This is a genomic window from Proteus sp. FME41, assembly GCF_014897315.1.
Classification (GTDB): Bacteria; Pseudomonadota; Gammaproteobacteria; order Enterobacterales; family Enterobacteriaceae; genus Proteus.
Map to the genome: position 1 here is coordinate 164901 of NZ_JABUYL010000008.1, position 17511 is coordinate 182411.

General features: G+C 37.2%; 16 protein-coding genes. 5 read left to right on the plus strand and 11 right to left on the minus strand.

Annotation, left to right across the window (positions count from 1 at the left end):
* Positions 1 to 116 precede the first annotated feature (116 nt).
* From chbG to INT04_RS09695, 6 genes are all read right to left on the minus strand, one after another.
* Positions 117 to 878 carry a chitin disaccharide deacetylase gene (gene chbG, locus INT04_RS09670; protein WP_193015924.1) on the minus strand — a complete coding sequence of 254 codons (762 nt, stop codon included), beginning with the start codon at positions 876 to 878 and terminating at the stop codon, positions 117 to 119.
* Between the two features lie 35 nt (positions 879 to 913).
* Positions 914 to 2269, minus strand: a complete 1356-nt coding sequence (locus INT04_RS09675) for a 6-phospho-beta-glucosidase (RefSeq protein ID WP_193015925.1) — start codon at positions 2267 to 2269, stop codon at positions 914 to 916.
* Between the two features lie 161 nt (positions 2270 to 2430).
* A complete protein-coding gene (gene chbR / locus INT04_RS09680; RefSeq protein WP_193015927.1) occupies positions 2431 to 3279 on the minus strand; it encodes a transcriptional regulator ChbR in 849 nt (282 codons plus the stop codon).
* Positions 3280 to 3289: 10 nt separating this feature from the next.
* Positions 3290 to 3637: a PTS N,N'-diacetylchitobiose transporter subunit IIA gene (gene chbA, locus INT04_RS09685; protein ID WP_193015929.1), complete on the minus strand. Its 348-nt coding sequence runs from the start codon at positions 3635 to 3637 to the stop codon at positions 3290 to 3292.
* A 60-nt stretch (positions 3638 to 3697) separates the two neighbouring features.
* Positions 3698 to 5056, minus strand: coding sequence for a PTS N,N'-diacetylchitobiose transporter subunit IIC (gene chbC, locus INT04_RS09690; protein WP_193015931.1), 1359 nt, complete (start codon positions 5054 to 5056; stop codon positions 3698 to 3700).
* A 102-nt stretch (positions 5057 to 5158) separates the two neighbouring features.
* Positions 5159 to 5485, minus strand: coding sequence for a PTS sugar transporter subunit IIB (locus tag INT04_RS09695; RefSeq protein WP_193015932.1), 327 nt, complete (start codon positions 5483 to 5485; stop codon positions 5159 to 5161).
* Between the two features lie 452 nt (positions 5486 to 5937).
* Here INT04_RS09695 and INT04_RS09700 point away from each other — a divergent pair, with 452 nt between their 5' ends.
* Genes INT04_RS09700 through INT04_RS09715 form a run of 4 tightly spaced genes read left to right on the plus strand, consistent with a single transcriptional unit; the run spans position 5938 to position 9620 of the window.
* The gene (locus INT04_RS09700) at positions 5938 to 6897 is read left to right on the plus strand and encodes a siderophore ABC transporter substrate-binding protein (protein ID WP_193015934.1); all 960 of its coding nucleotides are present in this window, start codon (positions 5938 to 5940) and stop codon (positions 6895 to 6897) included.
* A gap of 9 nt (positions 6898 to 6906) precedes the next feature.
* The gene (locus tag INT04_RS09705) at positions 6907 to 7869 is read left to right on the plus strand and encodes an ABC transporter permease (RefSeq protein ID WP_193015936.1); all 963 of its coding nucleotides are present in this window, start codon (positions 6907 to 6909) and stop codon (positions 7867 to 7869) included.
* Positions 7856 to 8863 (plus strand): iron chelate uptake ABC transporter family permease subunit, encoded by a 1008-nt coding sequence (locus tag INT04_RS09710; protein WP_193015938.1) that lies wholly within the window; start codon positions 7856 to 7858, stop codon positions 8861 to 8863. The genes INT04_RS09705 and INT04_RS09710 overlap by 14 nt, the downstream gene beginning before the upstream one ends.
* Before the next feature lies 1 nt (position 8864).
* Positions 8865 to 9620, plus strand: coding sequence for an ABC transporter ATP-binding protein (locus tag INT04_RS09715; RefSeq protein WP_193015940.1), 756 nt, complete (start codon positions 8865 to 8867; stop codon positions 9618 to 9620).
* A gap of 64 nt (positions 9621 to 9684) precedes the next feature.
* Here the strand turns inward: INT04_RS09715 and INT04_RS09720 are convergent, their stop codons facing one another.
* Positions 9685 to 10239, minus strand: a complete 555-nt coding sequence (locus INT04_RS09720) for a TetR/AcrR family transcriptional regulator (protein WP_193015941.1) — start codon at positions 10237 to 10239, stop codon at positions 9685 to 9687.
* 85 nt (positions 10240 to 10324) lie between these two features.
* Between INT04_RS09720 and INT04_RS09725 the strand changes: the two genes are divergently transcribed.
* Positions 10325 to 11815, plus strand: a complete 1491-nt coding sequence (locus tag INT04_RS09725) for an MFS transporter (protein ID WP_193015942.1) — start codon at positions 10325 to 10327, stop codon at positions 11813 to 11815.
* Positions 11816 to 11875: 60 nt separating this feature from the next.
* On the opposite strand, the gene INT04_RS09730 is transcribed toward INT04_RS09725, so the two are convergent.
* From INT04_RS09730 to INT04_RS09745, 4 genes are all read right to left on the minus strand, one after another.
* Entirely contained in the window at positions 11876 to 13339 is a 1464-nt protein-coding gene (locus INT04_RS09730) for a TolC family protein (RefSeq protein WP_193015943.1), read from the minus strand.
* 12 nt (positions 13340 to 13351) lie between these two features.
* The gene (locus INT04_RS09735; protein ID WP_413465726.1) at positions 13352 to 14467 is read right to left on the minus strand and encodes an HlyD family type I secretion periplasmic adaptor subunit; all 1116 of its coding nucleotides are present in this window, start codon (positions 14465 to 14467) and stop codon (positions 13352 to 13354) included.
* A 274-nt stretch (positions 14468 to 14741) separates the two neighbouring features.
* Positions 14742 to 16883: a type I secretion system permease/ATPase gene (locus tag INT04_RS09740; RefSeq protein ID WP_193015944.1), complete on the minus strand. Its 2142-nt coding sequence runs from the start codon at positions 16881 to 16883 to the stop codon at positions 14742 to 14744.
* 80 nt (positions 16884 to 16963) lie between these two features.
* On the minus strand, positions 16964 to 17511 hold a 548-nt coding region (locus tag INT04_RS09745; protein ID WP_193015945.1), incomplete at its 5' end, for a hypothetical protein.

Below are 17511 nucleotides of genomic sequence, written 5' to 3' on the forward strand. Positions count from 1 at the left end.
CGTAAAAACAAAAATGCCTCTGTTTAATTAAAAACAGAGGCAAAAAACGATTTAAATTATAATATCCAAAAGACCCACACCAGGGCATAACACAGACACCGACTGCCTAAAAACCACTACATTAAATCTTGATACGTGCCTAGCTGATAACCTCTGTCCAAAATAGCGTGTTTTAATGCGCTATCTGTTAATACGTCAAGCTCTGTTAAACGCTGAAAACAATAGCCACTTGTGCGTAATGGGTTATCAATAAAAGCAGGATGCGTCATGACTTCAATAGAGTCCTCATGACGCGCTTTCGATTCATCAAGTACCTTTAAAAATAAAGCTTGTGTAATTTCATCACCATAAAATTGACTATCAAAACCATCACTACTTATCACACCTTGAGTATCAATCCCTTCTTTGTGTGCAAGTGGTCTATCAACACGCATCGGTAATGATTTTTCTTTGGCAAACGCCGCCACAATAGGAAAAATTTGCTTAAACATATGCACATGATGGTGGCTATCGATATGATCGGGTTCGCAACCAAAGATCTCAATAAAGCGTTGATATTGTGCATTAAGTTCAATACAAATTTCATCTAACGGTAAATTGTCTTCTTCTGCTATTTGCCATACCCATTTTCCTAGCACTCCCTCTCGTGTTAAAGAAGGCAAAGGAGACAGCGGTTTACCCATCGTCAACGTAAAGTGAAGCCCAATACCTAAACCGGGCAACTCATGACGTAATTGTGCTGCATGTTCAATCCCTTGCGCATTCACCAGTGCCGTAGTTGAACTGACAACACCATGACGAAAACACTCTGCAATACCGTAGTTTTGGCCTTTGCTCAATCCAAAATCATCGGCATTCACAATTAATAAACCCGCCATTCTGTCTCCTTATTTTTATTTCTACCTATCTGCAATTAATGCGTATTTTTTTCTAATTCAGCAATCGCTTTGGCAAAATGCGGTAAATGCACCTTATGCGCTAATAACATTTCACGTGTGAGTACTTCTGCATCTTTATCTGAAAGTACCAGTGGCGTTAAGTTCATCGCTAATAAAGCATCATTTAATTCACCACTAATAGCCGCTTTACTGGCTGCGATTTCAAAAGCCTTGATGGTATGAATTAATCCCATCACTTTTTCATCAAAATGCGTTAAACGTGGATGAGGTTTAGCCCCCTCTCGCCCTAAAATTGCTGTCACTTCAATCGACCAATCTGCAGGGATATTATCAATATGGCCATGATGTGGAATATTCACATAATGCTCAGCTTGTTTGTCATTATAAATCGCGTTAATGACTTCACAGGCAGCATCTGAATAATAAGCACCACCCCGTAATTCTAGCTCTTTTGGTTTGATATTTAAGTCCGGATCTTTATACAACTCAAACAGTTGCTTCTCGACTTTTTGTACGACTTTAGCGCGAGCACCGCCTTTGTAGTATTCCCCCATCTCAATAGCCAACATCTCTTTTTGCTTGAAGTAATAGAGCAAATAAGAACACGGCAGCATATTAAGAGCGCGGATCAATCCTTCACTAAACGGTAAGTCAAAAATATTTTTTACTGAGCCTGCAGTTAATGTCCCTGAAGCCACACCGTCTAATAATTCAGGAAAACGAGATTGACCATTTACAATCACATCTTTAATAAACACCATGTGATTTAAGCCAAATAAATCAATCGACAGCTCATCTTTATCGGTTAAGTTTAGAACATCCGTAATAAACATCTTCATACCAATGGGAATATTACACACCCCAATAAATTTCTTAAAATTGGTATGACGATAGACAGCTTCTGTTACCATGCCAGCAGGATTTGTGAAGTTAATGATCCACGCATTAGGGCAGATTTCTTCAACATCTTTAATAATATCGAAAATAACAGGAATTGTGCGTAGGCCCTTAAATAACCCACCCGCACCATTAGTTTCTTGCCCTAAATAGCCATGACTTAAAGGAATAGATTCATCAAGCTCCCTTGCCTTTAATTGCCCAACACGTAATTGTGTTGTAACAAAATCGGCATCTTTTAATGCGTCACGGCGATTAAGTGTTTTATAAATAGTTAAAGGAATACCCGCTTTTTTTACCATGCGTTGGCAAAGCGCAAAAATAATATCGAGTTTCTCTTTTCCTTCCTCTACATCCACTAACCATAATTCAGTGATCGGCAATTCATGATAGCGCTTAATAAACCCTTCGAGTAATTCAGGCGTATAACTGCTTCCACCACCAATGGTAACGATTTTTAATTTATGACTCATAAAATACTCCCATACAGCACAATAATGCTGTTATTTGTGTATTAATGGCGAAATTAAGGCGTAAAGAGTCCTTAAAGAAAATAAATTTATTTTCTTGTTCTTCTCTATTTAAAATAAAATTAACCTTTATGACCGATTAATTTCTTACGCTTAATAATGAATTAGTTTGTTTCTTTAATACTGCACAAATTTTTACGATAACTATTTGGTGTCAATGACGTTATTTTTTTAAACGTCTTAATAAATAGGCTTGGGCTACTATAGCCAGAATCAAAAGCAATATCGGTTATCGAATAATTTGTTATTTCTAATTGTCTTTTTGCAAAATTAATTCGAATATCATGAATAATTTGCATGGGTGTTTTATCGTAATAACGCCGTGTTGCTCGGGTTAAATACTCTTGTGATTTCCCTGATAACATCACCATATTAACAAGTGCACTTTCACCAAATTTTTGTTTATCATGCATCTCGACTACAGTGTCTCTTAGCCATAAAGGAATATCATCTTCAATCCGATTATCTCGATGGTGTCGTAATCTATTCACCACATTAAAGGTGACAATTTCAATAAATTCATTAAATTCAGTATGGCGAAAATTTAATGAGCTAATAACAGATTCAATATAAGAGAGGAACTCATTTTTTAATTCATAAACCTGTGAAGCAATAAAATAAGAAGGTAATAACGAGAGATAATGTTTATCAAAAAAGGCTTTACTGATACCAACATTTAAAATTCGAGTTGCACCAAAATCATAAAAACTTTGATGATGAGAGCCAATGGGAATAAAAACAAAATCGCCACGCTCTAATAAAATCTTTTTACCATTAATCTCTTGATAATAACGCCCTGTTAAAACAATGGTGAATTCATAATAATCATGTTGATGCAGTCCACTGACACTTTCTGTTTTATTATAAATAAAGACATGAAAATTTTTGCCATTAAATAGCTGATCTTCATAGACCATGCGTATTTCACTTTGTGCTCTCAACGACTCCACCACCGTATTCACCTTATTTTATCTTCTCATGTAGCTCGATTAATTCCGTGACTAACTCTCTGGCTAACATTGATGTCATTAAATGATCTTGTGCGTGAACTAATACCAAGCTGACTTTGGTTTTTCCAATACCTTGATCATCACCTATTAAGCGTGTCTGTATTTTATGGGCTTCATTTAAGGCTTCACGAGATTGTTCCATTAACTTTCTCGCGCCGTCAAAATCCCCTTCTTTGGCTTTTTTTAATGCTCCATAAGCCACACTACGCGCTTGGCCCGAATTAATGATAAGCCCCATAACTATCTCTTCAAATTCATCTTCTGTTGCACTGCTTTCTACTGCATTTTCAATATCTAACATCGTATATCCTCTTTGACTCTGAAAAGTGCAGAGAAACCTCTGCACTTCTTTTTCTATGACTTAAAATTTCAACGCATTTGCAATATCTTCTTCACTCTCTTCTTTCTCAATTTCGCTTTGTGCTTTATTTGAGATGATAACGAAAGGAAGATAAATCAGTGTTGCTACACCCAGGTTAAACAGCGCTAATAACAGTGCAGCGATACTGCCGTTGGTATTAAAGAAGGCCCCTAGTCCCGTTGGCATCGTCCATGGTGCAATATTAGTTACTGGTGGGATTATCCCTAAGTAATAAGCCGTCACGGTAATAGCAGCAAGAATAGGCTGGATCAGAATAAAAGGAATAAACATCACTGGGTTCATAATCACAGGTAGACCAAAAATAATCGGCTCATTAATTTGGAATAAACCTGCTGGCAATGCCAGTTTAGCCACTTGACGATGATCGGCACGGCGTGATGCGATAAAGATAGCAATGATAAGCCCCAGCGTTGCCCCTGTTCCCCCTAAGAAGATAAAGGAGTCTAACATTGGTTTCGCCCAGAGATGGAACGTCTTACCCGCTGCCAGTGCAGCTTCTACAGAACCATATTCAGTATAAATTGACACGTTTTCTAACGCCCACGGCGTCATAATGCCACTATCAAGTGCCGCAAGTGCGAGCGATCCATGAATACCAAAGAACCACAGCAGAGATGTGAAAATGACATACGCCCAACCCACGACAGACCCCATAGACGCTAATGGTGTTGAAATAGAATCTAAAATAATTTGATGGAAGTTGGTTTCATATGTTGCTAATCCCCACGAAACAATTCCCATAATCGATAAGATAATAAAACCTGGGATCAGTGCAGAGAATGACCGTGAAACAGACGCGGGTACACTATCAGGTAAACGAATAACCCAATTACGACGAACAATAAAGGTAAACATTTCAGCGACAACAAGACCAATAATAATACCTGAAATAATATTTGCCCCACCTAACCAGTTAGCGCCAACGGCATAAGCACCGCCTGCGTTATAAGGTGTTACTGTCATAAAGGCTGCAATAGAGAGTAACCCCGTCGCAATCGGGTCAACTTTTCGCTCTTCAGCTAATGCCATCCCAATAAAGAACGGTGCCATTAATGACATAATACCTAATGTACCGTTATAGACGTTCCCCCCGATGGCTTTAAACCCGTTGAGTGTTTCTATTGTTGATGCATCAAGGCGGATACCTAGAGAATAAAAGAAGGAGCCATCACCAAAACTTAAAAAAACGTTATTGATAAGTACAAACATTGCCCCTGCAAGGGTTAACGGCATTAAACGGATAAAACCATTTTTAATGGCATTAACGTGAGGTTGCTTTCCAATTTTAACCGCAAAAGGAAGGAGTACCTTTTCAAGTGAACCAATGAACTTACTCATAGAAAAATACCCTTAAAATGCCGCTAATTGCTCGGCTTGCTGAAAAATTCGCTCTTTGACTGGAATAGAAAAAATTCAAAAAATAAAAAATAAAAAATAAAATTAATTTGTTGTTACAGAGGCTTTTTTAATAGAGGCAACAGCAGCTTTTAACACACCTAAGCCATCTACTTTTCCATATAACAGAGAGTCGATCACTTCGACTGGTTTATTCGGGAGTAATTTTTGGATATCAGGCAACATCCAACTAATTTGTGGACCTAGCAAAATAAGATCCGCATCCTGTCCTTTTTGTGCTGCTAAGGTTTCAGGAAAGGCTTCAATGACCACAGGCACATCATATTTTTCTGCTTGTGCTCGCATTTTAGTCACGAGAAGGGATGTTGACATGCCAGCAGAACAAAATAAGTAAATATATTTCTTTTGCATAAAACCCTCTTGAGTTGGCAACAATTTACCTCAGAGATAATAAGGCTTTCTCTTGTGCATTCATTACTGTGTCAGTACAGAAACCGAAGTAAGATAAAAATAAGGATTGTTTCTGCTTGAATGAAGTATACGCAATGATACTAGTTAACGATATTTCTTATAGGTTAAGAATTGTCTCTCCTTGACCTACTCTTTTGACACTCTTCACAAATTGAGCAAATAACCTTAAGAGTTCTTTCACGACACAAAATTTGTTCTTCCTTTTTCGTTGATGATCTCTCGCAAAATTTCACCATTTTAGTCAAGTTAATTCTTTATTATTATGAGAATGTGAATTAGTATCATTACTCTTTATACTTTTGATGGTATTATCATCTTCTTTGTGGATCGACATTTAAGCCATCGCTGTAAAGATCCGTCTTATTTCGTGTTGCAACAATATGGGAAAGAGAATGTTTAAAAAGTCATTAAGCCCACTGTTTTTACTGCTTTCTTCACTTGTTATCGCCGGTTGTGATAACGCTCAAGACACATCAACAGCGCAATCAGCAGAAAAGCAAACTCTCACGATTGAACATTTCCAAGGGACAACTGAAATCCCTGCACATCCACAAAAAGTGGTTGTGATGAATATGGAAACCCTCGATATTATTGATGCATTAGGTGTTCCTATTGTTGGACTTCCACAAACCAATGTTCATTTACCTAAATTTTTAGAAAAATATACCAACCCGAACGACTACATCAACGAAGGTGCATTATTTGAGCCAAACTATGAAAAGCTCAGCACCACAGCACCTGATTTAATTTTAAGTGGTAGCCGTGCTCGTGATGCGTATGCAAAATTAAGTGAGATTGCCCCTGCGATTTCAATGGATATTGATCCTAAACGTTTTACCGAAAGCCTTGCTGAACGCACAACAACATTAGGTCAAATTTTTGGCAAAGAAGAACAAGCTAAAAAACTACTGGCTGACTTCAATAGTCAAATTGATACCGTAAAAGCTAAAACACCTGATGCAGGTAAAGCGATGGTCGTTTTAGTTAGCGGCGGTAAAATCTCAGCGTATGGCCCTGGTTCTCGTTTTGGCTTTATCTATGACGTATTAGGTTTTGAACCTGCTTATGAATTTGACAGCCCTGGCTCACACGGAAATATTGTCAACTCTGAACTGTTACTAAAACTCAACCCAGACTGGATGTTCGTGATTGATCGTGATGCTGCAATTGGTCGTGAAGATTCACAACCTGCACAGCAAGTTCTGGATAACGCACTGGTTAGAAAAGTAAATGCGTGGAATAACGACCGCGTTATTTATCTCGACTCGAGCTCAATTTATATCTCAGGTGGGATCCAAACATACAGCCGTTTAATGGATACAATTAATCAGGCATTAGATAATAAAAAATAAAGTAACTGAATGAAAACGTTCCATTTATCATTGGGGATAGGCACTCTTGCTATCCTCTCAATGATCAGTCTATTTGTCGGTGCAGGAGATATTACGCCTGCTTCGCTTTTTTCTGATCCTGACATGCGCGATATCTTTTTTATTAGCCGTGTTCCAAGAACTCTCTCATTATTACTCGCAGGCGGTGCCATTAGTGTTGCGGGTCTGATCATGCAACTGCTGACTCAAAACCGCTTTGTTGAACCCTCTCTTGCAGGAACAACACAATCTGCAAGCCTAGGTTTGTTGGTGGTTATGCTGCTCTTTCCTGCTGCGGGCATCTTCACCAAAATGATGGTTGCCACCGTTTTTGCCCTTTTTGGCACCATTTTATTTATGTTGCTCCTGCAAAGGATCACCTTAAAAACCACACTGATAGTACCTTTAGTGGGCATTATGCTCAGTGCCGTTATTGGTGCGCTGACCATCTTCTTAGCGGTTTATTTCGATTTACTGCAATCTTTAGATGCGTGGACAAGTGGTGATTTTTCAAGTGTATTACAAGGTCGTTACGAGCTGTTATGGCTTGTCGGCGTACTTGCATTAATGGCCTGCTGGGTGGCTGATAGCTTTACTGTCGCAGGTATGGGCCGTGAATTTTCGATTAATGTGGGGTTAAATTACCGCAAAGTCATGATCATCGGATTATCCATTATCGCACTGATTAGTGGTGTCGTTGTTTCCGTCGTAGGTGCATTGCCTTTCTTAGGTTTGATTGTCCCTAATCTGGTGAGTTTAGTGATGGGGGATAATATCCGTAAAACTATCCCTTGGGTTTGCTTAAGTGGTGGTGCAATTGTTTTACTGTGTGATGTAATTGGTCGCCTTATTCGTTATCCTTTTGAAATTCCTGCCAGTGTTATTTTAGGCGCTGTAGGAGCCGTGATTTTCCTTTTCTTACTATTAAAGCAGCAACGTTATGCAAAAAGTTAATTCATCCATAATTAGCAAATGTACTGGCGCTGTTGAACATAAGAAAACGCGCCTTTCACCCCTGTCTCGTATTTGGTTATTACTAGGGGCATCGTTATTATCTATTGTGTTATTTATGACGATAAACCTAAACGGTAATATCTCTTATATTCTGACTCACCGCGCTTACATTATTCTCACTATGATTGTGGTAGCATTTGCCGCCGGTGTCTCAACAATATTATTCCAAACTATCGCTAATAACCGTATTTTGACCCCTTCTCTTATGGGATTAGAAGCCCTGTTTGTGTTGCTACAAACCGTGTTTGTCTTCTTTGAAGGCGATATGCCTGCATCGTGGATGTTGAACTTATCAAAGTTCTTTTTAGAATCAACATTATTGGTGCTATTTTCCGTTGTACTCTACCGTTGGCTGTTTAGCTCAGTGCGTTTTAACATCAATTTAGTCCTAATGATTGGAATTATCTTAGGTACGTTATTTCGCAGTTCAGCCACACTATTACAACGTTTGATGGATCCTAATGAGTTCTCCATTTTACAAGGTCGCATGTTTGCCACCTTCACCCGCGCAACGCCTGATCTGATCTTTTGTGCCTTAGCCATTATTGTTGTTGTAGGTGTTTTACTTTGGCGGATGCGTTATAGCTTTGATGTGATGGCATTAGGCCAAGCGAATGCGATTAATCTCGGCATTAATTACCGCAAGCAGACAACATATATCCTATTACTGATTTCAGTCTTAGTGGCTGTTTCAACCGCCTTAGTCGGCCCATTAACCTTCTTGGGTTTAATTGTGGCTAACCTTGCTTATCATATTAGTGGCAGCAGCCAACACCGCTTTTTGATGCCCGTCGCTTTTTTATTGGGTACGATAGCGCTTATTGGTGGGCAATTAGTTTTAGAGTACGGCTTAAAAATGACAGGAACGCTTTCTGTAGTCATTGAATTTGTCGGCGGAATGTTCTTTATCTATTTGGTGTTAAGAAGACTTTAATATGATTGAAATCAGCAAAATATCAAAGCGTTATCAAGACATCACTGTTCTCGATAATATTACAACAACCATTCAACGTGGCGGTATTACTTCAATCATTGGCCCTAATGGTGCGGGTAAATCCACATTGCTTTCCGTCATTGGACGCTTATTAATTCCTGAGAGTGGTATGGTCAGTGTTAATGGCATGAATGTCGCCGCAACAGACAGCGATGTTTTAGCAAAAAATCTCTCAATACTGCGCCAAGAAAATCAATTTGTCAGTCGTTTAACTGTAGAAGAACTCGTCGGTTTCGGGCGCTACCCATACAGCAAAGGCCGTTTAACTCTGGATGATAAAAAAATCATTGATGAGTCGTTAGATTTTTTAAATCTAAACGAATTCCGTCATCGCTATCTGGATGAGCTATCAGGTGGGCAACGCCAACGGACTTATGTTGCGATGGTACTGTGCCAAGACACTGAATATGTCATGCTTGATGAACCCCTTAATAATCTTGATATGAAACATGCGGTGATAATGATGAAACTTCTGCGAAAAGCTGCAGATGAATTAGGAAAAACCATTATTATTGTTATTCATGATATCAATTTTGCCTCTGTTTACTCTGACTATATTTTAGCCATGCGTAATGGACAATTGTATTATCACGGTTCACCCAAAGAGATCATGAAAGCGGATATTATCGAAGATATTTTCGACACCCCTGTTGACGTTAAAGAGATCGACAATAAGCTAATTGCGATGTATTACTAATTTCATTTAGTTTTATTAACTTCAATAAAAAGCAGATTATTTTTCTGAACAATAACCTGCTTTTTTATTGTTTTTTTTCTTTTAAGATCAACTCAGAATCAATATCTTCAAAGATAGATTGCCATTCATTATCATCAATATCCATTAATCCAAAATAACGCAGTAAAAAGGTGCCTTCTGTTGCCAAAAAAGCCAGTCTTGCACGTTTTCCAGCCTCCGTTGTTGTATCTAACCCCGTCAAGCGCTGTTGATACCACTCTTTTGTACTTTGCAGATATTCTGGCGTCTGTAGCAATGCCGCCATTAAACTCGCGCCTTTGGCAAAAGAGACTTTATCGTGATGATGAGTAGCATGGATATGTGCAGTAACGCGATTATCAGGGGAATTATCACTTTCAACTATCTTGTTAAATTGGGTTTCATAACTCTCTTCCCAGAAATCAAACATCGCATCAATCATCGCTTCTTTACTGCTAAAACAGTATTGAACGCCCCCTTTTGAGATCCCCATTTTTTTAGCAACAGTATCTATCGTTAACGCTGCCGCACCTTGTTCCATCACGATATCGAAGATCGCTTCTAACAATTTCTCTCTATCAATTGTTCTTTGACGTCCCATAAAAAACCTCTTTTCAATACGATCGTATGGATTTATATTATAGCCGCTAGTAAAAATAATACCCATAAAAATAACTGAGATTTCTATGATAAAAGATTATAAGCGTTGGATAGTATTACTTTTGGTCTCTAGCATGCTGTTTCTCATTGTTGTTGATGTAACCGTGCTTTATACCGCATTACCACGTTTAACCCATGACTTAAATGCAAGTGCATCAGAAAAACTGTGGATAATGAATGCTTATCCATTAATTGTTGCTGGCTTATTACCCGCAGCTGGAATGCTGACAGACAGAATAGGCCATAAAATACTGTTTATTAGTGGGTTACCACTCTTTGCCCTTGCCTCTTTATGCGCTGCATTTTCTCCAACAGCAACGACTTTAATTGCATCTCGTGGTTTTTTAGCGGTAGGGGCTGCGATGAGTATGCCAGCCACACTGTCAATCGTGCGCCAAGTCTTTAGTGACTCGCAAGAGCGCGCCATTGCGATTGGTATTTGGTCTGCAGTTGCCTCTGGGGGCGCGGCTTTAGGGCCTTTAATTGGTGGCATGTTGCTTGAACATTTTTGGTGGGGTTCTGTCTTCTTAATTAATGTTCCCATTGTGCTTCTTGTATTACCGTTTTCTATTTGGCTTATTCCTAAGTTTTCAGGGCATGGTGATCATAAAATTGATTATTTAAGTTCAGTGCTTATTTTAGTGGGTTTGATCAGCGCTATTTATGCTTTAAAAGAACTAGGCAAACCTTATACACAGTGGAGTGAGGTAGCTCTTGCCTTGGTTATTGCGGCCATTTTTTTAACGATATTTACCCAGCGTCAACGAAAACAAACTCACCCAATGGTTGATTTTGGATTATTTAAAAACCGCTTTTTTAGTATCGGTATTTTAATGGCTATCCTTTCGATGGTGATCATTGTGGGTATTGAGTTACTGCTTAGTCAGCGCTTACAGCTTGTTGCTGGATTTACCCCCTTAAATGCAGCATTAGTCATTTTACCTATCCCTATTGGCTCAGTATTAGCATCCCCTTTAGCGGGCTATTTTTTAACACGGTTAGGTGAAGTTCGATTAATTATTGCCGGATTTACGCTCACTTTAGTGGGAAATCTGTGGTTAATTGCCGTTTATCAAACAACCTCTCCAGTGGCGTTAATCGGTAGCTTATTCTTAATCGGCTTTGGTCTAGGACTTATTTTTACCACGGCATCGACATCCATTATGTTGAGTGTGGCTGATAAGCAAGCGGGAATGGCGGCGTCAATTGAAGATGTCGCTTATGAGCTAGGCAGTGTGATTGGCGTGACCTTTATGGGCAGTTTAATGAGTACGGTATACACCTTAAAACTTGCACTACCAGACTCATTAGCTATCAATGATGCAGTCTATGACAGTTTAGATGAAGCCCTTATTGTGGCAGAAAAATTACCCAATGACGTGGCTTCTCTTGTAGTATCTCAAGCAAATTTAGCTTTTGAAAATGCCTTTTTCGTGGTGTTAGTTGCCACCGCAATTATTACGGCGTTAAGTCTTTTTATATTGCCATTTATATTACGCAATAAGCGTTTATATTAATTTTAAGTGATACCTTTCCAGACTGATGTATTTTATCGTGCTGAAAAGGTATCGCGAGTATCAATTTGAAATATTTAAAACTCGATTAATTTCTCCAGAGACTAATAAACAATCTAAACTTTGTAAGTTTGTCTCAATAACATTATTAATATATTCAATGTTAGATTGATGAATATCTCCCTCAGCGTTCAATACATCAATTAAAGGCCTTGTTCCTAAACTTTTGTATTGTAATAAATAAAGATCTCTCGTTTTTTCTGCTGTTTGTATTTTTTCTTTTTGTGAATTCATCATAGATAAATTACCCGTTACTTGAGATAACGCGACATTTAATTGCTGCTTTGTATTAATCGATATTGTTTCATATTGATACTGACTAGCGAGTAATTCATTAGCTGCTTGGGACATTTTTGAATATTTACTTCCCCCTTCAAACAGAGGGATATCCACGTTAAGTTTAATCTCTCTTCTATCAGGATCATAATCCATATTATCATTTTTATTGATATTTGTTCGATAATTTCCTTCCAAATAAATTGTTGGGAAATTATCTAATCGCGTATATTCCATATTTTTCTTTGCAAGTTCATGATCATATTTAGCAAGTAACATATCGATTGATTCTGCTCCATGATCTGCATATTGATAGCAAACATTAGAAAGATGAGTATCCGTAATTAAAGGAATTTGAGAATAGCTCACCGCATTATTTGTGTAATTCTGCAATAATGCATTCCAGCGCGCTTGCTGTGTTTTATAGCTATAAAGTAATGCTTGTGCTGAAACAAGTTTATTTTTACTTTGTACATAGTCAGCTTGTGTAGAGGCTCCTAATGAAGAACGACTCATCGCTAATTGCTCTATCTCACTAAAACCTTCCACTTGCAATTGAGCAATATTCACTAAATTATTATAAAGAGAAGTATAAAAGTAAGCTTGTGAGACTTGATAAATCAGATCTTGCTGACTTTTTAAAGAAACTATTTTTTCTCGGGCAAAAGAAATTTCTGCAGAATCCACTCTTGTAGACGTTTTCCCAAAATCATACACCATTTGTCTGACGGTAAAACGAACATCTGAACCTTTATTATTATTTCCATACCGATCCTTATTTTCATAGAGCTTATTATCCATTCCTACGCTGACTTGTGGAAAATAATCTGCTCGTGATCCATCAATCATATCTTGAGCTGCTCTCGCTAAGTATTCACTACTTCTTAATGATGGGTGCCAATTTAACGCTAATCCCACCACAGATGACAGTGACTGTTTTTCAATACTTGTTCCCGTTTCTTGCATTGACTGTAATACATTAGGTTGAGCATCAGCAACGCTCATTGATTTTGTAATACCCTGAGATAAAAAGCGTTTAGGGGATTCTACGTCCTTATGGATATCCACAATATCTAGAGTAAAAGAGTTAACTGGTTCAGTTTGTAATGTTGCGTTTGCGTGTTGTATACCACTGCCACCTAATAACAAAATTGACCCTATTAGTAAAACAGTATGTTTGATTTTTTTCATTTTATTAACCTATTACCGTTCTCTTAATGCTTCATTAATTTTATTAAATGGCTTAATTAAATACTGTAATACTGTTTTACTGCCTGTTGTTATTTCGACGGATGCAATCATTCCCGGAGTAATAGAAAATGATTTTCCCGCCTTATTCACTAAATAATCTTTATCAGTTTTGACGTATATCTTGTAATACGTCACATCACTTTTAACTTCATCTTTCACCGTATCCGGTGAAATAACACTGACCGTTCCCTCTAATCCGCCATAAATAGCATAATCATAAGCCGTTATTTTGACTTTGGCTTGTTGCCCTGGATGAATAAAAGCAATATCTTTTGGCGATATTTTAGCTTCAATAATTAATGTATCTTCCAAAGGAACAATATCCATCAAAATACCATTTGGAGGAACCACACCACCAATTGTTGAATTTTGAATATTCTTCACAATACCTTTAACAGGCGATGTAATAGTTGTTTTTTGTACAAAGTCTTGTCGCCCCTTAATTAAAGGCGCCAAGCTATCTATTTCAGCCATTACTTTCGCCAGTTCTTGTCGCGCAGTAACATAAAAATCTGAAGTGTATTCTTGTATTTTACTTTCTAAATCAATCAATTCCTTTTCTAATCTTAATACTTCGACGGTACTACTAGCACCTTGGCGAGCAAGCTCTTTATTAATATTTAATTGTTGACGAATAATGTGCTTACTCTTTTGCAAATTAGCGAGTGTTTGAGTAAGTTTTTGTTTGCGTGATAAATAAAGCTTATTTTCATAATTAATTAATTCAGTTTGTGTTTGTAATTCCTCAGGAAAAACCAAGTTAGCTATTTTATGTTGATCAACTTCTGCTTTTAATCGAATAGACGTTGCTAAAGCCGTATTATATTTCGCCTGTGATTCTTCTAGGCTTGATGCTGTTCTTGTCGAATCTAATGTCGCTAACGTTTGTCCAACTTGAACAATATCTCCCTCTCTCACAAAAATATTAGTCACAATCCCACCATCTAGAGATTGAATAAGTTGCTCTTTAGAGCTTGGAATGATTTTCCCGTTTCCCTTTGTCACCTCGGCAACTTCAGCAAAATAAGCCCAAATCACCATAATAAATAAAAAAGAAAAGATAGCCATGATGATACGATTTGCTTTACTGGCTTTAGTATCATCAATTAAACCAAATTCAGCCGCATCACCAATACTGTCTTCAATAAGATAGAGATCTTTATCTTTTTTATTCGTAATATAACGATAATCAGCAATAATATTTTTTATTCGTTTAAAAAATCCTATTTTTTCTTCTTGGTTCTGTTGTATTCCTTGATTGTGTTGTTGGTTTAAACTTTCTAATTCTTTCACCAACTTATTCATCTCATCAGGAGATACTGCATTCGATGCGTTATTTTTTTTATTTTTCATCTGTTACTCCTGAAAGCATTTTTAATGCAACCGCTTTGGGTTTATCAAGTACAATTTTGCCATCCGAAACAACAATAATACGATCCACAAGTTCTAATAATTTTTTTCTATGCGTGGTAATAATAAATGTTTTTCCAAGAGCCGTTTTTTCAATATTCTTAATAAAATTAGCTTCAGTAATATCATCGAGAGATGCGGTTGGCTCATCCAATAGTAAAGTCGTTGGTTTTTTCAATAATAAACGGCTTAATAACAATGACTGTTTTTGTCCTCCTGAAATACCAACACCACCTTCTTGAATAATATAATTAATCCCTTCTGGTAATTTATTTATAAATTCAGCGGCACCTGTTTCTTCAAGAACTTGATAAATTTCTTCATCGGTGGCTAATGGATTTCCTAATGTCACATTATCTCGTACAGTACCGTAAAATAATTTGGCATTTTGGCTTAAATAGCCCACATCTCTACGTAAATCTGAAGGATCCAATGTATTTAATTCGATATTATCTAGTGTTATTGTTCCTTCTTGATATTCCATCTTACTAAAAAGTGCCGAAAGCAAAGAGGATTTACCCGCACCATTACGGCCTATAATCGCGATTTTCTCACCCGGTTTAATTTCTAATTTATTTATATATATCGCATAATTTGGGCTATTTTGATTAAATTTAAAACCAATGTTTTCTAATTTATAATGACCTTTAATAAAAGGTAAATGAACTTTTTTAATAGACGTAGGATGGTCAACGGGTAATTCCATAATAGACGTTAACCCTTTTATTGATACCTTAGTTTGTTGCCAACGCGTAATGATATTCGCCATTTGAGAAATAGGCCCCATCATTCGAGAACTTAATATAGAAGACGCGACAAGTGCCCCTGTGGAAAGCTCACCACTGATCACTAAAGGGGTTCCCATACAAATCACCCCTACAAACACACTGTTTTGAATAAAATAAGCCATACTGCTTAATTTATGTGTTAGATGTTTTAGCTTTAAGCTGGCTTCAGCACTCGTTTTTGTATAATGGATCCACTGCTGTTGAAAACGATACTCTGCTTGCATGGCTTTTATATCATCAAGCCCTTGAACTGATTCAACAATCATGCCACTACGTAACGTGCTTTCCCTCATTGCTTCGTTGGCAAGCACAAACAATTTTTTCTGTGCTAATAGCCCAGGCGTTATCATTAAGAAAAAACCCGCTAATGGAATGACGCAAATAATTCCGCCAATCATATAAATAATAAAGAGAAAAAAGAGAAAGAAAGGTAAATCTGCAATAGCAGCGACGGTACTAGACGTCATCATTTCTCTAATTTGTTCAAGATCGCGCAACTGAGAAATAAAAGAGCCAGTAGAGGGTGGGCGATGACTGTCTTTTATCCTTAAAGAATGCCCATAAACACGATCTGACATACGCAAATCAGCTTTTTTTCCTAATAAATCAATCACTCCATAACGCAACATTTTAAGAATATAATCAAAAACAAAAGCAATTAATACGCCTACAACCAAAACAAACATCGTTGAATAAGATTGTGATGGAATAATCCTATCATAGGTTTGCATAGAATAAGTGATCCCTGCCAAACCCAAGACATTAATAATAAATGTTGCCATAATGACATATTTATAAGGAGAAACATCCCTTAATAAAATACGCCATAGCCAATGTTTTTCTGTGGGTTTAATATATAAATCCACTCTTGGATCAGGTCTGTCAACCATTGGTCTAAAAATAACAATTCGTTTTATATTTTCTTTTAGCGTATCTATATCAACATCAACAGCTAGGCCATAATCACCGCTGAATAATATTGTCGCGTTATTACCTTTTATATTTTGAACTATCCCCACTCTGCCATCATGACTTTCAACAACAACAGGTAGCGACCAAACATTAAATTTAAATTTTTTGCTGTCTATAAATTTAGCAACTAAACAACACTGTCTAGCTAATAATTTAATTACATCATCATAAGAAATATTATTCTCATACCATTTAGCCGTGATATTGATATTTTCTGGTGAAAAATCTAATCGGTAATGATTGGCTATATTTATAATCGCTTCTTTATAATTTTCTAAATAGCAATGAGCGTTATTATTTTCACTGTTTTCCATAATAATACCTTAATATGGGAAAAACATCCTCATGCCGTATTGGCACGAGGATGTTAATTATTTATTTTATTTTTATAGATTTAGATATTATGAGTTGTCCCCATATCTTCCTCTGTTATTAGTGTTGCAACCTGATGAGATTCAATATTCCCATCATGTATCGTTTCACTAACAAAAAGTGGAGACTGAATTGCCTGTTCTGTTTCTTGAGAAGCGGGAACAATATTATCAATATTAATATTGGCCTGACTTGCATCCGTTAACAATTCACTTAATTCAGGTAACTCAACATTATCTTGTTGTTCATTCGATATTGTTTCTGAGGCTTCACCTAATTGAAGTAATGCCGCGATATCAAGGTTATTTGATTCTCCATCAACATCAGTATCGGTATCAACATCAGTGTCTGTATCGGTATCTACATCAGTGTCTGTGTCGGTATCTACATCAGTATCTGTGTCTACATCAGTATCTGTGTCGGTATCTACATCAGTGTCTGTGTCGGTATCTACATCAGTATCTGTGTCGGTATCTACATCAGTATCTGTGTCGGTATCTGTGTCGGTATCAACGTCAGTATCTGTGTCGGTATCTACATCAGTATCTGTGTCGGTATCTACATCAGTAT